20 protein-coding genes are annotated in these 22,903 nt (G+C 36.7%); 9 read left to right on the forward strand and 11 right to left on the reverse strand.

The annotated features are described in order from the left end of the window. Positions 1-57 precede the first annotated feature (57 nt). Both LZQ00_RS11840 and LZQ00_RS11845 read left to right on the forward strand, forming a co-directional pair. A complete protein-coding gene (locus LZQ00_RS11840) occupies positions 58-642 on the forward strand; it encodes a C40 family peptidase (RefSeq protein WP_234509501.1) in 585 nt (194 codons plus the stop codon). Positions 643-749: 107 nt separating this feature from the next. Further along, positions 750-1,262: a phosphoribosyltransferase family protein gene (locus tag LZQ00_RS11845; protein WP_234509502.1), complete on the forward strand. Its 513-nt coding sequence runs from the start codon at positions 750-752 to the stop codon at positions 1,260-1,262. A 123-nt stretch (positions 1,263-1,385) separates the two neighbouring features. Here LZQ00_RS11845 and LZQ00_RS11850 read toward each other — a convergent pair whose 3' ends face one another. From LZQ00_RS11850 to LZQ00_RS11870, 5 genes are all read right to left on the reverse strand, one after another. Next, complete coding sequence (locus tag LZQ00_RS11850) at positions 1,386-2,846, reverse strand: lytic transglycosylase domain-containing protein (RefSeq protein ID WP_234509503.1); 1,461 nt, start codon at positions 2,844-2,846, stop codon at positions 1,386-1,388. Between the two features lie 158 nt (positions 2,847-3,004). Next, positions 3,005-3,205, reverse strand: a complete 201-nt coding sequence (gene tatA / locus LZQ00_RS11855) for a twin-arginine translocase TatA/TatE family subunit (RefSeq protein ID WP_234509504.1) — start codon at positions 3,203-3,205, stop codon at positions 3,005-3,007. Positions 3,206-3,298: 93 nt separating this feature from the next. After that, the gene (locus tag LZQ00_RS11860) at positions 3,299-4,591 is read right to left on the reverse strand and encodes a murein hydrolase activator EnvC family protein (RefSeq protein ID WP_234509505.1); all 1,293 of its coding nucleotides are present in this window, start codon (positions 4,589-4,591) and stop codon (positions 3,299-3,301) included. A 103-nt stretch (positions 4,592-4,694) separates the two neighbouring features. Continuing rightward, positions 4,695-5,483, reverse strand: a complete 789-nt coding sequence (locus LZQ00_RS11865) for a DUF4292 domain-containing protein (protein WP_234509506.1) — start codon at positions 5,481-5,483, stop codon at positions 4,695-4,697. Further along, positions 5,473-7,182, reverse strand: coding sequence for a tetratricopeptide repeat protein (locus LZQ00_RS11870; RefSeq protein WP_234509507.1), 1,710 nt, complete (start codon positions 7,180-7,182; stop codon positions 5,473-5,475). Before LZQ00_RS11870 ends, LZQ00_RS11865 begins: the two co-directional genes overlap by 11 nt. A 284-nt stretch (positions 7,183-7,466) precedes the next feature. Between LZQ00_RS11870 and rplM the strand changes: the two genes are divergently transcribed. From rplM to tsf, 4 genes are all read left to right on the forward strand, one after another. Next, positions 7,467-7,910: a 50S ribosomal protein L13 gene (rplM, locus tag LZQ00_RS11875; protein WP_234509508.1), complete on the forward strand. Its 444-nt coding sequence runs from the start codon at positions 7,467-7,469 to the stop codon at positions 7,908-7,910. 11 nt (positions 7,911-7,921) lie between these two features. Continuing rightward, entirely contained in the window at positions 7,922-8,308 is a 387-nt protein-coding gene (gene rpsI / locus LZQ00_RS11880) for a 30S ribosomal protein S9 (RefSeq protein WP_234509509.1), read from the forward strand. 18 nt (positions 8,309-8,326) lie between these two features. Beyond that, the gene (gene rpsB, locus LZQ00_RS11885) at positions 8,327-9,127 is read left to right on the forward strand and encodes a 30S ribosomal protein S2 (RefSeq protein ID WP_234509510.1); all 801 of its coding nucleotides are present in this window, start codon (positions 8,327-8,329) and stop codon (positions 9,125-9,127) included. Between the two features lie 194 nt (positions 9,128-9,321). Continuing rightward, positions 9,322-10,158, forward strand: coding sequence for a translation elongation factor Ts (gene tsf, locus LZQ00_RS11890; protein ID WP_234509511.1), 837 nt, complete (start codon positions 9,322-9,324; stop codon positions 10,156-10,158). Positions 10,159-10,465: 307 nt separating this feature from the next. On the opposite strand, the gene LZQ00_RS11895 is transcribed toward tsf, so the two are convergent. The 6 genes from LZQ00_RS11895 to LZQ00_RS11920 all read right to left on the reverse strand — a co-directional run bounded on the left by LZQ00_RS11895 (position 10,466) and on the right by LZQ00_RS11920 (position 19,413). Next, positions 10,466-11,755, reverse strand: coding sequence for a sugar porter family MFS transporter (locus LZQ00_RS11895; protein ID WP_234509512.1), 1,290 nt, complete (start codon positions 11,753-11,755; stop codon positions 10,466-10,468). Then, a complete protein-coding gene (locus tag LZQ00_RS11900) occupies positions 11,752-12,600 on the reverse strand; it encodes an ROK family protein (protein ID WP_234509513.1) in 849 nt (282 codons plus the stop codon). The genes LZQ00_RS11895 and LZQ00_RS11900 overlap by 4 nt, the downstream gene beginning before the upstream one ends. Beyond that, complete coding sequence (locus LZQ00_RS11905; protein ID WP_234509514.1) at positions 12,590-13,756, reverse strand: glycoside hydrolase family 130 protein; 1,167 nt, start codon at positions 13,754-13,756, stop codon at positions 12,590-12,592. The genes LZQ00_RS11900 and LZQ00_RS11905 overlap by 11 nt, the downstream gene beginning before the upstream one ends. Beyond that, on the reverse strand, positions 13,756-15,213 hold the full coding sequence (locus tag LZQ00_RS11910; protein WP_234509515.1) for a RagB/SusD family nutrient uptake outer membrane protein: 1,458 nt from the start codon (positions 15,211-15,213) through the stop codon (positions 13,756-13,758). Before LZQ00_RS11910 ends, LZQ00_RS11905 begins: the two co-directional genes overlap by 1 nt. A gap of 4 nt (positions 15,214-15,217) precedes the next feature. After that, positions 15,218-18,325 (reverse strand): SusC/RagA family TonB-linked outer membrane protein, encoded by a 3,108-nt coding sequence (locus LZQ00_RS11915; RefSeq protein ID WP_234509516.1) that lies wholly within the window; start codon positions 18,323-18,325, stop codon positions 15,218-15,220. Between the two features lie 95 nt (positions 18,326-18,420). Next, positions 18,421-19,413 carry a LacI family DNA-binding transcriptional regulator gene (locus tag LZQ00_RS11920; protein WP_234509517.1) on the reverse strand — a complete coding sequence of 331 codons (993 nt, stop codon included), beginning with the start codon at positions 19,411-19,413 and terminating at the stop codon, positions 18,421-18,423. 350 nt (positions 19,414-19,763) lie between these two features. Between LZQ00_RS11920 and LZQ00_RS11925 the strand changes: the two genes are divergently transcribed. The 3 genes from LZQ00_RS11925 (at position 19,764) to LZQ00_RS11935 (ending at position 22,894) form a co-directional block, all read left to right on the forward strand. Then, entirely contained in the window at positions 19,764-20,756 is a 993-nt protein-coding gene (locus tag LZQ00_RS11925; protein ID WP_234509518.1) for an MsnO8 family LLM class oxidoreductase, read from the forward strand. Positions 20,757-21,072: 316 nt separating this feature from the next. After that, complete coding sequence (locus tag LZQ00_RS11930) at positions 21,073-21,651, forward strand: RNA polymerase sigma factor (protein ID WP_234509519.1); 579 nt, start codon at positions 21,073-21,075, stop codon at positions 21,649-21,651. After that, positions 21,638-22,894, forward strand: coding sequence for an energy transducer TonB (locus LZQ00_RS11935; RefSeq protein ID WP_234509520.1), 1,257 nt, complete (start codon positions 21,638-21,640; stop codon positions 22,892-22,894). The genes LZQ00_RS11930 and LZQ00_RS11935 overlap by 14 nt, the downstream gene beginning before the upstream one ends. Positions 22,895-22,903 lie beyond the last annotated feature (9 nt).

The following is a 22,903-nucleotide window of genomic DNA, read 5'->3' on the forward strand; positions in this document are numbered from 1 at the left end:
AAATAACTGACATCCTACAACAAAAAAGAATAAGTTAACGTTGTATAAATAAAGCGAATGAAAACAAAGAAAATATTAGCTTCCATGCTATTTATAGGCTTATGTCTAGTGTCGCAGGCACAATCAACCAAAACCCAATCTAAACCAGAATCTGACCCTGATAATCTAGCTAAAGAATACTTTTCACAAATCATGGGCGTTGCAGTTTCAGCAACAACAAACACAAAATTATATCAATTTGTTTACGAATGGTTAGGAACTCCCTACCGCTTAGGAGGAGACTCTAAAAGAGGTATTGATTGTTCTAAGTTCTCGTTTGAGCTTTATGACAAAGTGTTTAATACAACATTAGGTTATAATAGCCGTAATCAATATTCTCAAATTCAGACGGTCAAAAAAAATGATTTAAAAGCTGGAGATTTAGTGTTTTTCAAGATTAGAAGCAAAAGTATAACGCATGTAGGCGTTTATATTGGAGATAACAAATTCGCGCATGCATCCTCAAGTAAAGGTGTTATGATTAGCAATTTAGATGAAGCTTATTGGAGACGTTATTATTATGACGGAGGAAGACTTCCGGATGATAACAAATCATTGACAGCTGAAATATTAAAAGGAGATAAATCAGACAAATTCAATTAATATTGAATCCTATTAAAAAATAATTTTAAGTCCGAATGTCATGACATTCGGACTTTTTTTTAGCGAAGAATTTAGTACTTTTACCAGTAAATAAATTTAGTAGCATTATGTCGTCAAAGAAAACGCTCATATTAGATAAAGAACAAATTAAGCAAAAATCAATACGTATTGCCTATCAAATCTTAGAAGATAACTTTGAGGAAGATACATTAGTACTTGTAGGTATTGCGGACAGAGGGTATGTTTTTGCACAACGCTTACAGAAAATATTAACCGAAATATCAAGTAAAAACATTGAGCTAATAAAGGTGACGATGAATAAAACAAGTCGTTCATTAAAAGCTGAAGCAGATCAACCTGTTGAAAGTGTCAAGAATAAGACCTTAATATTAGTGGATGATGTATTAAATAGTGGAAGAACATTAGCATATGGCTTAGGAGTCTTTTTAAATGTTCCGCTCAAAAAAATGAGAACAGCCGTATTGATTGACAGAAGTCATCCAAAATTTCCAATTGTCAGTGACTATTATGGATTGAAGCTTTCAACCATATTAAAAGAACATGTGGAAGTAAATCTTGAAGGTTTTCAAGAAGAGAACGATGCCGCTTGGTTGGTTTAATTTAAACCCCAAAAAATAAAGAAGCATACCGATAAACTTGTTCCTGTTTCTTCATTATACAAAAACGAGTCGAATTTTTAATAAGTCCGACTCGTTTTTTTAGCGATATAGCTGCTAAGCTTTTTAACTTCTATTAATCTTAAGCTTCATGCCTGGTTTCAGTTTCGAATGAGACAAGTCATTATCAGCTTTCAACCTGGATAAGGATATCCCCTTTCGGTTTGCAATCTCAGAAAGTGTATCTCCTTTTTTCACTGTATAAACAAGACTATCTGATTTTTTTGTTGCACTTGTATTCGCTTTTTGAGCCAATCGGCTATTGACGCCATTACTATTAACGACCAGCGAAGTACCAGTCTCAACGGTAGATCTTCTTAAGTTATTCCAAGCTTTCAAATTTTGCACACTAATATCATATGTATTGGCGATAGTCGCTAAACTCTCTCCTCGCTTTACTACGTGTCTTTTAGTATTGGCAACCTTCTTAACGCGGTCATCGTCATCTTCAAGTACAGGAACTTGAGTTGGAACTTGAACGACTGTGTTTAAAGCAGCATAAAGTTTATCCGGATTCATATCATCACTTAGCGCTGGAATAATTAAACGGCGATGTATTTCAGACGAACCATTTACTATTCCTTTCTTATAAGCTGGATTTAGCTTCTTTAAGCCTTCCTCTGGAACGTTTATCGCTTTAGCTACATCAGCAATCGAAATAAATTTATCGATTTCCAAGGCACGTGTATTCAAGGCCATTTCACTATTCTCAGCCTCTATCCCGTGTTCTTGCGCATATCCAAGTGTATAGGTCATTGCGATATAAGCTGGGATGTAATTCCTGGTTTCTTTGGGAAGAAAGGAAGCTATCTCCCAAAATGAAGGTTGAATTTTTCCTGATTTTAGAATCGCTCTTTTAATGCCTCCCTTTCCACAGTTATAAGAGGCTATTGCTAACAACCAATCTCCAAATTCAGTATAAGCCTCTTTTAGATATTTAGCTGCAGCATAACTAGATGCAACAGGATCCTTACGTTCATCAACATAATTATCCATTGACAAATTATAAATCTTCGCTGTTCCATACATGAACTGCCATGGGCCAGTTGCGCCCACGCGGGAAACATCATGAGGATTTAAAGCAGATTCTATTATGGAGAGGTATTTGATTTCTTTCGGAACGCCCATTTCTGAGAAAATACGGTCATAAATTGGGAAGTAATACTGAGCTAGTCCCAACATCCGAGACATGTGTCCTGAATAATTTTTAGAACCATACAAATCAATATATTTTCGAACAGATTGATTATAATGGAGTGGAACCTCACGTTGTAATGCATTTAACTTTCGAACGATGTTAACATCTTCTACATCAAATATGACTCCCTTGATATCCTTTTCACCTGAATTTACGAATTTAATACTATCAAGTTGTTGTAGAATAGATGTATTCTCACGATCAATAGCTGCTGACATAACATTTTGAGTAGAATTTCTCATTTCATTCACAGCTATTTCTTGAGCAGATAAACTATATACGCTCAAAATAAAACCAAAAGCTAGTAAAGTTCTCTTTTTTCCAATCATATTTTTAGTTTAGGGTCAGCAAAAAAAACTTCCACAATTCTCTTGAATTAAATCAGAAGTTTTAGTAAATCCCTTGAGAGCAATTTTCAATATAAATTGCCAAAAATGAAATAAGATTTTACTTTTCGTAAAATCTTATTTCTAACGAATAAATAAAACTATTTATTCTCTGTTGTTTTCTCTTTAGTATCCTCTGTCGAATCCTCTTTTTGTCCGTCCTTAAATTCTTTCATGCCTTTACCTAATCCACGCATCAATTCAGGAATTTTTTTACCGCCAAATAATAATAATAATATTACAACGATTACAATTAATTCCTGACCTCCAATACCCATTATTAATAACCCTGATGTCAACATAATTTATAATTTACTGTTTTTCAATATTCACTTAAAGTACATGTTATATACCTGATAAACAAATGTACATAATAATTTTTATTTCTATATTTTTTAATTCGCTAACCATGATTGCGGATTCATTGGTGTTTGCCCTTGCCAAATTTGGAAATCCAATACAGGAGCATCCAAATCAGGATCATTCGCAACAGTACCTATTGCCTGTCCTGCAGAGACTTTTTGACCTTTTGAAACACTGAAGCTCGCCAAGTTACTGTATACAGAGAAGAATTCACCATGTGAAATAATGATAACTTTCAATCCATTTAGAGTCAATGTACTGGTTACAGTACCCGAGAATACAGCTTTAACCGTCGCACCACTAGAAGTTTCTAATTTCAATGATTCATGACTTACCGACACATTTCTACCTGTTCTATCCGTACCAAAACTTTGTAAAATTTTAGCATTTGAAACTGGCCATGGTAGTCGGCCACGGTTTGATCTAAAATCTGCTGACAGACGAGCTGCTTCAGGTGTAGCACGTAATACCTCAGAATCCGATTTTCTTGTTGTAGATTTAGAAGAACCTTTATCGTCTTTAGGTTCATTTTTCTTTGCATTTCTTGCAGCAGCAGCTTCAGCAGCTCTACGTGCAGCTTCTTGTCTCCTACGCTCTGCTTCAATTTCTCGCTTAATAATCGCTTGAATAGCAGATTTTAACTTACGCTCTTCTTTTTGTTTTTGGGTAATATCCCTTTTCACACCTCTTTCTGTCGTGATAAGTGAACTCAGCTCATTAGAAAAAACAGAACGTTGCTGTGCGATCGTTTTCTTTTCCTGTTCTTGTTCATTCAATAATTGTTTATGCTTATTACGGTCAGCTTGCAGTTGTGCTATTTTTTGCTCTATCTGCTTTTTCGTACCTTCTATTTCGCCAGCCTTCAATTTTCTTGAATCATTGAATTGTTGTAAATATTTTACACGACGAAACCCCTGATTAAAATCCTTTGAGGCAAAGATGAACATCAATTTATTGTAAGCATTACGATTGCGAAATGCAAACATGATCATCTTTTCATAATCTTTACGCATTTTCTCCAACTCTGCTTTCAATTTATCAACCGCATTTGTATTTACACCAATCTGGCGATTGATTAAACTCATTTCGGAGCTAATGGTTGTGATTTTTTCTTCACGAAGATTAATCTGACTACTTAATGCAGTAACTTGCTTCTGCGTCAATATTTTCTCCGTTGTCGTTTCTTTCAGCGTTTTTTGCAATTCCGCTATTTCACGATTTATTTTTTCACGTTTTTTTTCTAATTCAGCTCTTGTCTGCGAAAAACCCACACCAAGCATCAAAAAAAACGCAATTATACTAAATGTTACTTTTTTTAAATTCATCTATAGTAATCTTTTACTAGCAGTTGATTTCCGTTTAATATATTTCAATTAAAACACGTCTCAAATGCGAAAGTAATAAATCTTAAGGATTATCGGACAAACATTAATTAATTACTTTATATTTATTAGATATAGTGAAAGGCATTTCTATCGCTTCATTAAACGAAACTCTACTATAGTTAATATTTGCCGTTATACTTGTTACACCTCCTGATATAAGTAAATCAAGTCCCATTGGAAATAATTGTCCAGCATTATCAGCATATGTTGTATAGTTTGCTTCTAATTTCTGTCCCTTACTTATCTGTTCCAAACGAAATAAATTAGGTCTATTTTGCTGATTAATCGTATACAAATAATTCAATTCATTCTTTTTGCCCCGTAACTCGATGATAGAGTCTGGTTGACCAATTTCCAAGTCATCTAAATTGAATAAGTTTGTCGATAAATTTGCTAAAAACAAATCCTGAACATTCTCAAAAGTGAGATCCTTACTCGCATATTGATATAAATAACTAAATGGTTTCGCCATATATTCACCCTGAAATTTATTTAGAATCTGAACACTATCAGGCGTGATTAAGACACGGCCAACTTCAAGACCTAATATTGCACTAATAGAAATCCAAATTTTCTTATCTTTTTCTATTCGAATATTCGTAGTTACATCGTAAGAAGATTTTCCAAAACCTATTTTGCTTTTAGCCTTTCCTGAAAAAGTAGTGAACTGTAGATTGGACGATAAAAATTTTTGAACAGCTTCTTTTTTTGAATCCGATTTCACAACCACGTCTACTTCGTTTTTATTTCCAACAGCAGTTATTTTCTTTTTTGTACTACAGGAAGCCAATAGCACTACCAAAAACACTGCAGTAGCAAATTTATTCCACATAAGTTTTTTTATTTATTTTTTCTTTTAACTTCTCTTCATTTTCACCCGATACTTCTTTTTTTTCTAATGCAAGTTTCCATTGTTTCAATGCATCTGAAGTTTTTTGATTTTTAATCAAAATATCACCATAATGCTCTAACAACACTGTAGAGGCTGTTTGTGAATTTTCAATTGCCTTTTCAATCCATATTAACGCATCTGTATATTTTTCCTGTTTAAACAAAACCCAGGCATACGTATCTTCTAGGGTTGCATCATTTGGACGCAATGTAGTCGCTGTTTTTGAAAAATGAGCGGCATCTTCCAAATCCTGCTTTCTTAACGATAAATAGTAAGCTAAATTGTTCATTGCGCTGACATTTGTACTATCTAGCTTAATCGCTTCTCTATAGGCAACATCCGATGCAGACTCCATATTTAGCGTATGATAAATATCACCCAATCCGCTGTAAATATTCGATTGGAAGATAGCATTCTCATTTTGTCCATTATTTAATGCCGCCTCCATCAAATTACGGGCTCGTGTATGATCTCCTTTCATCGTATAAGCTACTGAAGAGAAATAAAGGATTACTGGGTTATTGGGTATATTTTGCAATGCTTCACCCCCATGCTCTATCGCCTGATCATATTGCTCCAATGCTAAATCAACATTCATTAACATACGCCATGCATCGATCTGATAAGGATTGATCCCAACTGCAATAGAAAATGATGATTGGGCTCCAACCAAATCATTACGTAACCAATTTACTTGGCCTTTCGCTACGTGACTTTCAGCAACTCGAGGATGTGTGTCAACTAAAACATTCGCCAAATCTTGTAATTGCTGTAAAGAAAATCCACTATTAGGACCTAATAATGACAAAATAATTCTATTCTTATCCGCAAAATCTATCTTTTTTGACAGAAATGCTTGCTTGAGATAGTCGAATGAAAACTTGCTTTTCCCAGATAAACGATACTCATCTGCTAGATCTAAAAATAGATAATCATCATTTGTATTTAGAATACCTGTATTTAATATGGAAATGGCTTTCTTTGGATCCTTAATTCCTCGGTAGGCTTGCGCCAATTGACTATACACCTGTGCTAAGGGTGATTTTTGGGATGCCCAAGGTTCCAATAGCGTGATGACAGCAGGAAAATCATCTTTTGATAATAACAACGTAGCACCTACAACATCTAACGTATCTGAAGCTGTTGATGACTTACGAATATCTTGATATAAGGTAAAGGCTTCATCTTTCTTATCACTGTTGAATAACAGCATAATTTTCTCACGATTTAAAGCCGCTTTATTGACCTTTTTCTTTTCAATCAAGATATCCAATGTGCGAATAGCACTAGGAATATCACCTTTACCCTTATTCACATCAATATTGAAACTCAGGTATTCTTCTTTAGGATCAATTGCTATCGCTTTGTTCACCTCTTCCAGTGCTTGATCTGCATTTCGCATTTGACCAAACAAGACTGCTTTTGTAAAGTAAACATCATCCGCCTTGGGATAACGTTCCGTAATTGCATTCAACGAATCTAAAGCTTGATTGTAATCCCCTTTTCTTAAAAAAACTTCTATATTTTTTAATTGTTGTGAATATGGTTTCTCCTTTATATTACTTTGAGCTGATACCAACTGTCCTACCCCTGTGAACATAGTTACCAATACAGCGTATTTCAAATATTTCTTAAGCATAAATAATTCTCTTCTTGCACCTATATCAGTGTTAATTATGTTGCAATATACTAATAAACCACAATTGTAGATATAATGTTATCCTAACTTATATACTATTTTTACGATTATGTTTTGGTCAATAAAAAAATAAAAACAAATTCCTTCGTTCGGGAAGAATGGAATGCATTAAAATAAAGTGAAATAGATTTCCATAATCCGAAAAATAAAAGTACCTTTGCAGACCTTTGTGATAAAGGAAAAAGAAGTAAATATCATTTTATTAATTATTTAATTAAAAGCAAGTGAATACGTTAAGTTACAAAACTGTCTCTGCCAACAAGAACACCGTCAACAAAGAATGGATTGTTGTTGATGCTGAAGGCGAGATTTTGGGGCGCTTGGCAAGCGAAATTGCGAAAGTAATTCGTGGAAAACACAAGCCATCATTTACCCCTCACGTAGATTGTGGAGATAACGTCATTGTTATCAATGCAGACAAAATTAGATTGACAGGTAATAAATTAGGTGACAAAACCTACGTTCGCTACACGGGATACCCAGGTGGTCAACGTTTCATCACTCCTAAAGAATTATTGGCTAAACACCCTGAGCGCATCATTGAGAAGGCTGTTCGTGGTATGCTTCCTAAAAACCGTTTAGGTCGTCAATTGTTTAAAAACCTTTATGTTTATGCAGGAACAGAGCACAAACAAGAGGCACAAAATCCAAAACCAGTTAAATTTTAAGGAGAATCGACATGTCAACAACTAATACTTCAGGAAGAAGAAAAACTGCTGTTGCCCGCATTTACTTAACTGCTGGTAGCGGAGTCCTTACTATTAATGGTAAAGACTACAAAGAATATTTCCCAACATTGCCTTTGCAATACATTGTTACTCAATCATTAGAAGTAGCAGGTCAAGCAGGGAATTTTGATGCGAAAGTGAACGTTAATGGAGGTGGTGTAAAAGGACAAGCTGAGGCTGTTCGTTTGGCTATTGCGAAAGCATTAGTTGAATTAGACCCAGAGGCAAAACCAGCTTTACGCGCTAAAGGTTTGGTAACACGTGATGACCGTATGGTTGAACGTAAAAAACCAGGACGCAAGAAAGCTCGTAAAAGATTCCAATTCAGTAAACGTTAATCAAAGGAGGATCAAAAAATGGCAAGAACAACTTATCAAGACTTATTGGATGCAGGTGTGCACTTTGGTCACCTTACTCGTAAATGGGATCCGAAAATGGCTAAGTACATTTTCATGGAACGTAACGGTATCCACATCATTGACTTGAACAAAACGCTTACGAAATTAGAAGAAGCTGCTTCAGCTATCAAACAAATCGTAAAGTCAGGTCGTAAGGTTTTATTCGTAGCAACGAAAAAACAAGCAAAAGAAATCATCGCGCAACAAGCGAAAGCAGTTAACATGCCTTTCGTTACTGAAAGATGGTTAGGTGGTATGCTTACAAACTTCACAACAGTGCGTAAGTCCATCAAAAAAATGTCTACTATTGACAAAATGCAAAAAGATGGTACATACGATGTATTGTCTAAAAAAGAGAAGTTGATGATTCAACGTGAGCGTATCAAATTGGAATCTCTATTAGGAGGTATCGCTGATTTGAACCGTTTACCGGCTGCTTTATTCATCATCGATGTGAAAAAAGAACACATCGCTGTAACAGAGGCAATCAAATTGAACATCCCTACTTTTGCAATGGTTGATACAAACTCTAACCCTTCAAACATTGACTTCCCAATCCCTGCAAATGATGACGCTAGTAAATCTATTAGCTTAATCGCTGGTATCATTGGTCAAGCAATCCAAGAAGGTTTAGACGAACGTAAACGTGATAAAGAAGACGAAGCAGAAAAAGAAGCAGCGGCAGCAAAAGCTAAAGTTGATACTACTCCTGAAGCTTCAGAAGCTAAACGTCCGCGTAAAGCGAAAGACGGAGAATAATATTTTTTATTCCAAACCGGATAGTGTAGCGTTGGTTTCTGGAAAAGAATTCTTTTCTTGGACTAACCTATCTGTCCGGTTTTTTGGTTTATTCTTTCTGTAATAAGAAATGATAAACTTTATATTAGCTTAACATAAGTTAAGTTAATATTGTCAAGAAAATAATAAGTCAAAAATTTAAAAAAGAATATATCATGTCAGTACAAATTTCTGCATCAGATGTAAACAAATTGCGTCAACAAACAGGCGCAGGTATGATGGATTGTAAAAAAGCATTAGTGGAAGCAAACGGTGATTTCGAAGCTGCTGTTGATTACTTACGTAAAAAAGGAGCTAAAGTTGCTGCTAGCCGTCAAGACCGTGATTCTAACGAAGGTGTTATCATCGCTAAAGCTGCTGCTAATGGTAAATCAGGTATCGTAGTTGAAGTAAACTGTGAAACAGATTTCGTAGCTAAAAACGCAGATTTCGTAGCTTTCGCCGAGTCAGTTGCTGACGTCGCTTTAGCAAACAATCCTGCTACTTTAGAAGACCTAAAAGCTTTAGAAATTGGTGGTGTTAAAATCGCTGATTTATTGATCGATCAAACTGGTAAAATCGGTGAGAAAATTGAAGTTTCTAAATACGAAACTATTTCAGCTGAAAAAGTTGTTGCTTATATCCACGCTAACTACCGTTTAGGTGTATTAGTAGGTTTATCTGCAGATGTTGCTGGTGTTGAAGAAGCAGGTAAAGATGTGGCTATGCAAATCGCTGCTATGAACCCGATCGCTATCGATAAAGATGGTGTAGATGCACATACTATCGAACGCGAAATCGCTATCGCTAAAGAACAAATCATGGCAGAAGGTAAACCAGCTGAAATGGCTGAGAAAATCGCTGCTGGTAAATTGAACAAATTCTTCAAAGAAACTACTTTGTTGAACCAAGAATTCGTGAAAGATAACTCTAAATCTATCGCTCAATTCTTAGATTCAGTTGCTAAAGGTTTAACCGTTACGGCATTCAAACGTGTTCAATTAGGCGCGTAATTGAAATAAGAACAAGAAAGATCTTTCTGTTCTTACATTCGACTATAAAAGAGACCTATCTTCACAAAAGATAGGTCTCTTTCTTTACCCTCTTACCTCTTTTAATATTTAGCCTTATTTCATAGCATTTTCGTTTTGCTTCATTTGACAGAACAATAGATATATTACAATAAAAAGATTTTTGAACACCTACTACTTACCTAGCCTGAAGTAAATAACGAGATGCAATCATCATGTAATCTGTTTAAATAAAAATGCGTGTCATTGTAGGTATTGCGACAAATAACACGCATCTATTTTATTCTTATTATTTTAGATTACTTTGGATATCCTCGAGAGATTTACCTTTAGTCTCTGGAATAAACAGAATGAATACAAAGGATAAAACGACCATGATAGCATAAAATAAAAAGATGTAATATCCACCATCTTTTACACTTTCAACAACAATCGGGAAGATCCAGGAAATTGCAGCAGCAAATACCCAATGTGTCGTACTTCCTAAAGAAGACCCTTTAGCTCGCACCTCGTTCGGAAATATTTCAGCCAGAAACACCCATATAACAGCTCCTTGAGACAAAGCAAAGCTTGCAATAAAACCTATAATATAAAATAATAAAAAGGAGGAGTTTTGACCTTTAAGATCAAATGCAGTAAGTAAGAGAAATACAAACATACCTACAGCTCCAACCAATAGCAGCTTCTTGCGCCCGAACTTATCAATGATACTCATTCCCAAAAAAGTAAACAACACATTAGTTCCCCCTATAAAAATAGGTTGCATGAAAGCCAATTTTGAATCAAATCCTGCCATTTCAAAAATACGAGGAGCATAATACAAAATCGCGTTAATCCCCGTCAGTTGATTGAAGAATGCCAGAAGCACTGCAAAGATGATTGGTTTAATATATTTGGACTGAAATAGAGCTACGCTCTCCGTCTTTTCGTCATCCGCCACCGTTATAATAGAAAAGGGTTGTTGAAGCTGATCAAAAACCTCTTTTGCAGCATCCATTTTATGATGTAAAGCCAACCATCTCGGACTTTCAGGGATCTGCTTGAGCAAGAAATAAAATAATAAAGCTGGTAAAGCCATAATACCCAACATATAACGCCATGAATCGTCACCAATACCCATAAACATATAATTGGTGAGATAAGCTATAAAAATTCCAGACACAATCATGATCTGAAACAATCCAGTAAGCTTACCACGATCTTTGGCAGGTGAGATTTCAGAAATATACACCGGTCCTACAACTGAGCTGATTCCGACAGCCAAACCACCCAGGAACCTAAAGAGTAAGAACATCTCCCAAACAGGTGCAACTCCACAGCCTATAGCGGAGAATACATACAATAAGGCGATAAAGAGCAACACCAACTTACGACCGTACTTTTCAGAAATACGACCTGCAACTATTGCTCCCACTATTGTTCCGATCAAGGAAATAGACACCGTAAGGCCATGCCAGAAAGAGTTTAAGTGCCATAATTTTTGAATCGTCTGCTCTGCTCCAGAGATTACGGCAGTTTCAAAACCGAACAAGAAACCTCCTAAAGAGGCTATTAACGAATATTTCCAAACATGTTTCATATTTCAACACTTGATGTTAAACCAAAAAATAAATTGCGCTCATCAAAAGAAGCTATCTGTATAGGAATAGCAATAGCCTGTTGAATCTGCGGTAAAAATAAACGACTAGCCTGAGCAATACTTCCTCCTAATACGATACAATCCGGATTCAGCAAAATAATGTATTGCTCAATAAAGTCTATCAAAGCTTTCGAAAGATAATCGAACACTTGTCGACATTCATCTTCCAATCCTTTGGTTTCAATTAGCGCTTTCACATGAGGGATATGATGTACTCCTAGACCATTCAAGAAAGATATCATACCTCTCGTTGAGATATAGTCTTCCGCTATTCCATTACGAAAAGAGGCAGAACCATAGTTAAGATCACGAATCTGATGGGAATGATATTCCGCAGATCCCAGGCCTGTACCCAACGTCAGCCCGACGACCTTCTTGTCAGACAAGTTATAATAAAATACCTCTCCCATTAAAAAGGACAATGCATCATTAAAAAACCAGATATGTTCAGTTGGTAGATTATACTGTTGAGAAAAATAGTTCTTCAAATCGGCATGTAGCAATGCCTGATACTTGTGCATACCATCCATAAGACACACTCCTTTCTCATAATCAAATGGGCCAGGAATGGAAACGATCATTCCTTCCACTGTTGCACCTGCTGTATGGAGGACCTCACTAATCACCAGACCCCATTCCTGCAAAATAGCTGATCGATCTCCCAGACTATCAACTGCTCCCACCCTGTGGGAATCATTCCACAGGGTAAGATCCTTTGTATTAACAATACCCGCAGAGATATGCGTTCCACCGATATCCAAACAAATTACGAATCTATTTTCCATATGATGATGGTAGGGGGTCAAAAGCTGTTGAATCAGTAGGATCAAATACAGATACCCCTACCTTAGAATCAGCACATCCATAATACAAGAACCATTTAGAGTGGAAATAAACAAGTCCTTGAATAAAGACAGTTCCATCCACGTATTGTCCACTTTTTTCAAAGTCTTCCATTGGTCGCATAAACGGCACATCCAATCGTTTCAATACCCGAGTAGGATCATTCTTGTCAAATAAGACCTGCCCTGCACTATAAGTACCTAAGGTGAAACGCTTATCACCTTGTTTTTTATGGTTTTTCCCGTTATACAGTAGTAAAATACCTTTATCTGTTAGAATTGCTGGAGGACCACACTCGGTCAGTTCACTATCGAAGAACCCAGGACGTGGCATGATGAATTTAGCAATCTCTCCTTTATCATCCAATATAGGTTCCCAATCCACCAAATTTTCAGAGGTAGCTCCTGATACCCCGTGCTCTCCCCAATACATCCAGTACTTCCCTTTCCATTTGGTGATAACTAATCGATCATTCTTGACCGTTGTCAGGATGGAAGCTGACTTATGAGGCGTATCCACTAATTTAGTATAATGCGCATTTTTGAAGATTGGCCCATGCTTTTTCCAGGTCACTAAATCTTTAGATGTCGCGATCCCTAAACGCGGTACATCCCTATTCCATTGTGTATAGATCACGACATAAGTGCCATCCTCTGTCACTGCTAAACGAGGATCTTCCACACCTCCTGGCCATTCATAAGATTTTTGTGCATCATTGTCTGGATAGAGTACTGGAGTTTTGCTACGTTCAAAATGAATACCATCCAAGCTGCTAGCAAGACCTAGTCGAGAAGTTCTGAAACCAATTCCTACACCAAATTTATCTTCCGCGCGATACAATAGGCACACTTTGCCATCCTTCACAACAGCCCCTGGATTGAAGGTATCATTTTCCTCCCAACGCACCATCTTTCCACTCATTGGATCTAGAAATGAAGCCGTAGAATCTGGTTCTATAATAGGGTTGACCTTTTCAGGACGGGTAAAACCACCAAGTGTCCAATCCGGAACAATCTGTTTGTTTTCATCTTTCTGATGTTTACAAGATAGCGTAAGCGCTAAAAAAAAGAAAGGTAAGAGCTTTAAATTCTTCATCATTAATATCCAGTGTTTTGTACTATTTTACCTGCGGTCTTATCTACTTCAGCTTGTGGTATTGGATACAAGTTATGTTTATCCGCATAAGGTTTACCCAATGCATTCAACGTCTGTTTTGCAATGTTCCATCGACGTAAGTCACTCATTCGATGACATTCCAGCCCTAATTCCACTCGACGTTCGTGTTGCAACCATTGCATAGCCTGATTGGCATCTGTAGTGTTGACATTTCTATCGGGCAGCACGCCAGCTTGTCCTGCTCTAGCACGCTGTCTTATTTGATTAATTATTGTAACCCCTGCACTTAATTGGTTAGTACGAATTAAAGCTTCAGCTTTCCATAATAACACATCCGAATAACGAATAAAAATCTTGTTTACTGGTGAGTCATCATTTCCTTTAAATACGGTATTTTGTGCACCTAATAATTTATAGATCGCCTGATCCGTCACATTTACCGTCAATTCTTTTCTTGGATCATTCGTTTCGAATTCAGACAAGAAATTTGTAGAAGGAGCATAAAATCCCCAACCCATCAATGCTGTCAATCCATTACCATGCAAAGGTTGTTGTCCATTTTGGTGATCATAAATAAAAATATTCTCATTTTCATTGTAGGCCTTACTTTCATCAAAAGCATCAAAATAACGAGTATTTAAACTGTAGAATCCAAGTTGATCTAACGCACCCACTTGATTGATTACTCCTTGCCAATCTTCATTAAACAAAGCAACCTTAGCCATTAAGGCTATAGCTGCACCTTTGGATACACGCCATTTGTCGGTTGTGTGGCTGTACTTAGTAGTAGGTATACCTGTTATCGCTACTTGTAGGTCGGTCTTGATCTGTTCATAAACATCCTTTTTAGGAACCCGAACAGCCACCTCATAGGCTTCATTAAAACTACTCAATGGTTTCAACACCATGGGTACATCGCCAAAATACTTAACCAAGTCAAAATAGAAAAATGCTCTTAAAAAAGAACTTTCTCCAAGTAATTGCATCCTTTTTTCTTCATTGAAGTTAAGTTTCTTTAAGATCGCTGGGTCCGTCAGTTGAAAGATTGCCATATTACACCTGGCGATACCCTCATAGTCATACTTCCAGATCCCTGCAAATGCACCGTTCTCAGCCGTAAAATTAAAATTGGCCACATCATCCATCCAAGCCTGATCTCCATCTGGCGACCATTTTTTGTTCGCATCACCAGAAGCAAAATCTTCGAGGATAAAATCAGGACGAACAACCAAACCTCCGTTCCAATCCCAGTTTCCAAAAATATTCAATGTATAAGCTAAAGGTCTATAAGCATTATTGATACCTGTCATCACCGTACCTTCAGTCGGATCTCCTTGTACCTGTTCTTCTGTGAGAATACCAATAGGCTCCTTATCAAGCCATTTAGAACAGCCTGTTAATGTCAACATTCCCAAACTATATAGAATAATCTTTTTCATATTGCTAAAAATTAAAGTTAATACCTAATAATACTGATTTAGACTGAGGGTAGGTTCCCCTATCAATCAGGTCTGTAGTCTCTGGATCCAACCCCTTGTAATTGGTCCAAGTAAACAAATTCTGACAAGAAACATATACACGCGCCTGATTGATTTTATATTTAGACAAGAGCTTTCCGAAGGAATACCCCAACTCAATATTCTTAAGACGTAGATAGGAGGCATCTTCAATATAAAGAGAAGAGAACTTGCTGATACCGGTATCTTCAAATGCTACCCTTGGTAAACTATTGCTACTACCCTCTCCATCCCATGCATCCAGCATACGGGTCGAATAATTGAACGGACGTGTATCAAAATCAACAATACGCATGGCATCGTTGTAACGATCCACATCACCTACTCCTTGAAAAAACACATTAAGATCAAACCCTTTCACATTTACCTGTCCAAAGAAACCATAGCTCCATTTAGGAATTGAATTACCAATATACGTACGGTCAGAATCGTTAATCACACCATCATTATTCAGATCTTTAAACTTAACATCCCCTGGTTTGTTCAAAGGATTACTAATTCCAAAAAGGTGACTTGTGATCTCATTTTCATTTTGGTAGATTCCTTCCATCACATATCCATAATACGTGTCCATAGATTGTCCGACCTCTACACGAGATACAGTCCCAGTGATTCGTGGTAGATTCTCATGCAGTGCAACCACTTTATTGCTTATACCTGTTACATTTCCCCCTAAGGCATATCCAAAATCAGAACCGATTTTATCCGCGAACTTAAGATTTAGCTCAAAACCTTTGTTATCCACTTGTCCCGCATTGACATAGGTTGGACTCACATCACCTACTAAACTAGGCAAACTTAACTCCAACAAGATATCATTCGTTTTTTTCTGAAATAGATCTGCATTAAGTTCCAGTTTGTTTTGGAACAAACGCATATCGATCCCTATATTATTTTGACGAGTGGATTCCCATTTGTACTTGGAGTTACCATATCGTGTAATATCTCCTTCTCTACTAAACAAAGTTAAATAGGCATAGTTAGGAATGTTCTGATTACCCAATGCACCCGAGCTGGCTCTCAGTTTTAAATAAGAAACAATATCGTTTTTGGGAAAGAAATCCTCATTCGTCACTGTCCATCCTGCTGCTACAGAAGGAAAATATCCCCATTTATTATCCGAACCAAATCGAGACGAAGCATCTGCACGGATATTACCCGTTAAACTATATCGATCCTTGTAGATATAAGTCATCGAACTGAACAAGGAGAACAATGCCCATTCCTGTGCAAAGCCCCCATTCCAAAGATCCTGGGTAGTACCTCCTAAGTTCATATATTGAAAACGATCTGATTCATATTCATATCGACGTCTGGAAGCATTGATCGAACTTCCATTATTCGTAATAAATTCAGTCCCCGCCAGTGCATTGATCTGGTGGTCTCCTATGGTTTTGTTGTAATTAAATACATTATTCCAAGTCAATGTATAATCATCTCCACGATCTTCATTCAATCCGTTTGGTCTATTTATCCTTCCCAATCCCGCATCAATAGGGTTTCCTGCCCCATCATCATCTCCATAGTTTTGCATGAATGCTTTATTGTGATTAAAGTTCATCTCTATCCCTAAAGAGCTTCTAAATGTCAAAGACTTATCCTTTAAAACGTCTACACTTCCCTCCACATTTCCAAAGAGTTTATACTGCTTTTGGTTGTTATTGGAAAAATAAGCAAGAGCTATAGGATTTTGGCTCCACTCATAGAGATTGGATTGAAAGTTTGAAGGACTGACATAAAAGGGTAAATCAGTAAAAGGATCTTCGGCCGAATAGGTTGGATCTCCAGTATCTTTGTAAACAGAAAGAACTGGAGGCCTCAAAAAAGCATGACGAATGATGCCTGGTACATCTCCTTTGGAAGAAACTACAAATTTATCTTGATGGTTTAATAAGATATTCGATTTGATCTGAATACGATCTGTCAGTTTTGCAGTCACATTGCTACGGAACTCCAAACGTTTGTATCGATCATTATCGAAGCGGAGGATGCCATCTTGATTAAAGTAACCAGAAGAAAACATGTAAGTTACCTTTTCGTTACCTCCAGAAGCACTTAATTGAAAACTTTGAGTATGGCCATTCTCAAAAAGCTCATTCATCCAATTCGTATTTGCCAGATCTGTACGCCCTTTCTGTAGCGTATAGGGATTTGTCCCCGTTGAATTGGAGTTATTCCAAGCTTTTTCAACAGTATTTAAATACTGTTCCGTATTCATCATGACTGGTAGATTGGTCACCTGTTGTATACCGCTATACAGATTGACGTCAAACTTAGTCTTGCCAGCTGTGCCTTTTTTGGTCGTCACGATGATCACCCCTGCCGCAGCCCTTGAACCATAGATAGAGGCAGCTGACGCATCTTTTAATACTGAAATAGAGGCTACATCTGCTGGATTGATAAAACTAAAGTTAGTCGTAGGAATTCCATCTACGATAAACAGAGGTGAATTATTGCCTAATGTACCTACACCTCGTACGCGGATATCAATATCATCTCCAGGTTGACCTGTAGATTGAGTAACGTTAATACCTGTAGCCTGGCCTTGCAAAAGTTGAGAGATATCTTGTACGCGGCGTTTGTCAGCAATAGACATATCGACCCGACTTATGGCACCATTGATGTTGGACTTTTTCAGCGAATTATAGCCGACCACTACCACTTCGTCAACCTGTAGACTATGACTAGTCAAGGTTACAGTTATAGCTGTATTCGATGACAACGTGATCTGTTGTTTATCAAATCCTGTAAATGTTATCTCTAGCACATCATTTGGCTTTCCTTGTATACTGAATATACCACCTGGGTCGGTAGCCGTCATTAAATTGGAGGTAAGATTACGCACAGATGCACCCAATAAGGCACGACCTGTATCATCCAATACTTTACCTGTGTACGTTTGTTGTACAGATGTTGTGGCATCGATCGATTTTGTTTTTGCACGACCTGCATACGGTAGTGCAATCGATAATATACCACATACAATAAGTTTACTTACTGTCCCCAACGGATTGGAAAATTGTGATTTTATCATAATAAGTTTATAAATTGGTTACTTAAATCAACTGAAAAACCGGTTTTGCAGTTAAAGTAAAGCTATGCTATTTAAAATTAATCTCCAAATTTTTTTTAACAGGAGCTATTTCTAACGATAAGGTTGGAAGGAATTATGATTTTGGAAATAGGGCTACTTCCATCATTAATCTGCTGTAAAAGTAAGTCTACTGTATGTTTAGCCAAAAGTTCCAGCGGCTGATGTATACACGATATTGGAGGATTCATAAGGTCAAAGAGATCATGATCATCAAAAGCAATGACACCATACTGTTTGTTCTGTGTTTTGCACATCTCAATAGCTTTGAGTCCTGCAATACATAGATAATTGGTTGTAAAATAGATGGCATCCAGATCTGGATTTTTCTTAAGCCATGCTCGTATTTCGGTTATCGCTTGTGATTTATAATTTTCAAAAGGTACCGAAAGTATCTTGGTTGATATCCTCTTCTCTTTCAACAAATCCTCATATGCTTTACGGCGCTCCGCCATTTGGGGTTGTACGGAATTGATCGTTACCATACCTACATTCTTGAAATCACGCCCTAATAAGTGCAGGCATGCCTCACGACTCGCCTCATAGTTATTAGTTCCCACATAATTAACCTCTACTTCAGGAATATTGCGATCAAAAATGACCAACGGTACCTGACTATTGACAATCTTATTGACACTTTCCACCAAGTCTTGTGTCGGTGCTAGGATAATTCCCTCGACCTTCTTCTCTAGCATCGTATCAATAATTGTAGACGCTACGCGACTGTCTCCCATCGTACTGCTGTACAGGACATGGTAATCAAACACACGGAGATACGCTTCAATATACAATGCAATAGGTCCAAAAAAAGAATCTCCAATATTCTCTACAATCAAACCAATCGTGTGTGATTTTCCTGTAGCCAAACTTTTGGCTAAAGCATTGGGTTTGTATCCGATTTGCTCAACATAATCCAATATCCGCTTCTCCAGAGTTTTGCTAATACGCCCCTGCTCTGCTTTTCCGTTAATGACCAATGAAACGGTAGATTTGGATACTTTTAAATATTTTGCGATTTCATTAATAGACATACTCCACCAAAATACGTATTTCTAATCATTTTATTATGCTAAACAACATAATAATTCTTCTGAAAATCTTTATTTAGAATTTAGCTTCGTCTTTATCCGAATGACGAATCCACTTATTGCCATAACATAAATTAGGTTAAACAAACCGTATAGCTTGGAAATAAATACTGCGATGTAAGTAGCTGTTTTGAAAAATGATTAGTCTTAACATCAATACAAGCTTTTAGATAAAGATCTTATTTCATACTATTGTCGTTTTGCTTCATTTGACAGTATGTAGACAGAACAGTCGATATATTACAATACATTTATCTAACAATAAGAGATTTTATTCATTTCGAGTTCATAGCATGAAAATAAGCATATTAGATCAAGCTCCTATATCAAAAGGAATATCACCTGCACAAGCCCTAAAAAATATGGAAGCAGGAGCGATCTTTGCAGATAAATTAGGGTATCATCGTTTTTGGATAGCGGAACATCATAATTCTTATAGTCTTGCCAGTTCTGCTCCTGAGATATCGATGGCCTATTTATCAGGTAAAACAGAGCGCATAAGATTCGGTTCTGGAGGCACAATGATGATGCATTACTCTCCTTATAAAATGGCAGAAGTATTTAAAACGTTGAGCGCCTTTGCCCCTGGGAGAATCGATTTTGGTGGTGGTCGAGCTCCTGGAGGAGATGGAAAAGCAATCTATGCGCTATCAGAAGGTAGAGACAGTATGCATCAAGAATTATACAGCAAATTTTATAATACCTTGCAACTGATTCAAGATCAGCCAGGCTTGGAGGCAACGTATCAAAATATTATTGCTCACCCACAACAAATCGTATTACCCGAACCATTTATGCTTGGCTCCAGTGGCAATAGTGCTGCACAAGCAGGACATATGGGTGTTGGATATGCCTATGTTCAATTTTTCAATGGTAAAATGGATCCAACTACATTTGACACCTATAAACAGTATTTTCAACCATCAGCATATTTCGAAAAACCTTATTCTTTAGTTTGTTATTTTGTAACCGTAGGAAATACAAAAGAAGAAGCTGAATACCAGGGATTACCTGCTGACATTGCGAGGATGCTATTACATCGTGGGCAAAATGTCTTACGACTCTCTCCTGAAGATGCGCAGAATTTCCCCTTATCTGAAATGGATAAAGCGAACATAAAGGAAAACTCTTCTTGGCATATAAAAGGAACCGTAAAAGAAGTGACTGATCACCTCCTACGAGAGCAAGAACTTTACGGATTTGACGAAATCATGATCTGTACAATTCCTTATGATCATCAATACAAACTTTGGGAATATGAAATGATAGCAAAAGCTCTTCTATAAATCTCGATTTCATATCAACTTGATTAGAGTAATGCTATTTCTTTTTTATAATAACATCAAGGCTCATTTTCTCCATTCAAATGTGACAATTTTGATATTTCCAATATTTTCTCGTCTAGATTTCTAGAAAGGAATATCGAATAAATGACAAAACCATTTCCTTAAAAAATTAGGTTTATGAATAGGATCAGTGCTATATTCAAGATTACTACAGCGGAGTGCTTTTTATTCATTCTCCTGTATCATTTTAGTTTTAGGACAAACACGAAATATTATTTCCATAACTGAAAAAAATAAATTACTTTGATCTCTGAAAATGAGCATGTTTATTTATTCCACTGACCAAAAAGAAGAAGATCACATCTTGGTTGACCGTTATCGGAAATCAGGAGATTTGGCCATTTTGGGAGATTTATATCAAAGACATACCGAAATGGTGTATTATGTCTGCTTACGTTATCTTCAAGACCAGGAGATGAGTAAAGATGCTGTCATGAATATCTTTGAAGAACTCATCCATAAAATCAACAAGCAGGAGATTAAAGACTTTCCACGTTGGTTATATGTAGTCAGCAAAAATCATTGTTTAATGTATTTAAGGGCTCAAAAAAATAAATCATCAGTTTCTTTAGACGAATTTGTGAAATTCCCTTCCGAATTGCATCAGGTAGAATATGATGATGAAAAGGAACAACAATTGACAGCGATGGAAGGCTGTATGGAGCGATTACCAGAAAAACAAAAAGAAACAATACATTTATTTTTCCTTCAGGAAAAATGTTATCAAGAAATCAGCGTATATACAGGGTATAGTCTTCCTGAAGTAAAAAGTTATATCCAAAATGGGAAGAGGAATTTAAAAAATTGTATGGAAACTTGGCATGAAAAACAGTAACTACGATATTGCATATCTTCGAAAATATCTTCGTGGCGAACTGAATGCTAAGGAGATGCATGCTGTTGAAAGATCCGCACAGGATGATCCGATGCTGATGGATATCTTATTGGGTATGGAGTTTGAAAACGAATTCACCCAGGATATCCCTCTACGGCATATTCAGCAACGCATTCAAGAAAGGACAGCGCAGGTACCAAACAAAACACGTCCTATCAACTGGCGTTATATGTCTATAGCGGCAACGTTTCTCTTCTTATCTGGTGTTGCGCTATTTTATTTTCAACAAAATCAAAAAATTGAAAACCAAACAGCAAGTGTTGACAAAGTTGCTCCTCAGATAAAAGGTGAATCAAAATATGATTCATCAGAGCAGCATAATGAGTCGAGTGCAAATGTAGCAGCTCCATCTGCATCGGAAACCTTACCCAATACAAAACGAACAGAGGTAAAAATAGCACAAGCACAACCAAAAGCAGAAAGTATAAGAAGAGATCAGATCGAAACGGAGGAGCTCTCCAACACCTATCCTTCTATTAATAAAGAAATTACACTAGATAGTTTTCAAGTCTTAGCCAATACAGAGTTAGCTGGAAAAGTTAGTGGATTGTATATTTCACCAAATCGTTTTGAAAAAAACGAAAATAAAAAAGGCAAATCAATATTAGGAGCAGTTAATACCGTGACGGATGATGCTCTTCATCCAAGTACAATCTCGCAAGGGACAATTATTGACTCCAGAAGTGGCTCACCAATTGAAGGTGCTTCTATTCAATTAAAAAAGAGTAAATATACAACCGTATCCGATCTACAGGGTAAGTTTACGATCCCTATTATTCCAAAAGATTCTATCATTGATGTATTTGCCATTGGATATAATGCAGCGCATCTCAACTACATCTCTATGCATAACAATATGATCCAGCTTGCTCCTGATAATGCTACGCTAAATGAAATTGTTGTATCAGGGTATCGCAAAAAAATAGAATTAAAAAAATCGGCACCTATTGGAGGACGCCAATCTTTTGATGAATATATAAAAAGGGAAATTCAACAACTACAGTTAAAAGGTAAGGTTAAACTTATCTTTGCACTGGATATAGATGGTTCTCCTTCTCGTATCCAGATCATGGAAAGTACAAATACAGTATTGGATCAAAATTTAATAAGAATTCTTAGAAATGGGCCTAAATGGGAAAGAGGAAAAGATGCCAATCAAATTCAGATTACATTTAAATTTTAAGAATTAAAC

This window comes from Sphingobacterium sp. SRCM116780 (assembly GCF_021442025.1).
Taxonomy (GTDB): domain Bacteria; phylum Bacteroidota; class Bacteroidia; order Sphingobacteriales; family Sphingobacteriaceae; genus Sphingobacterium.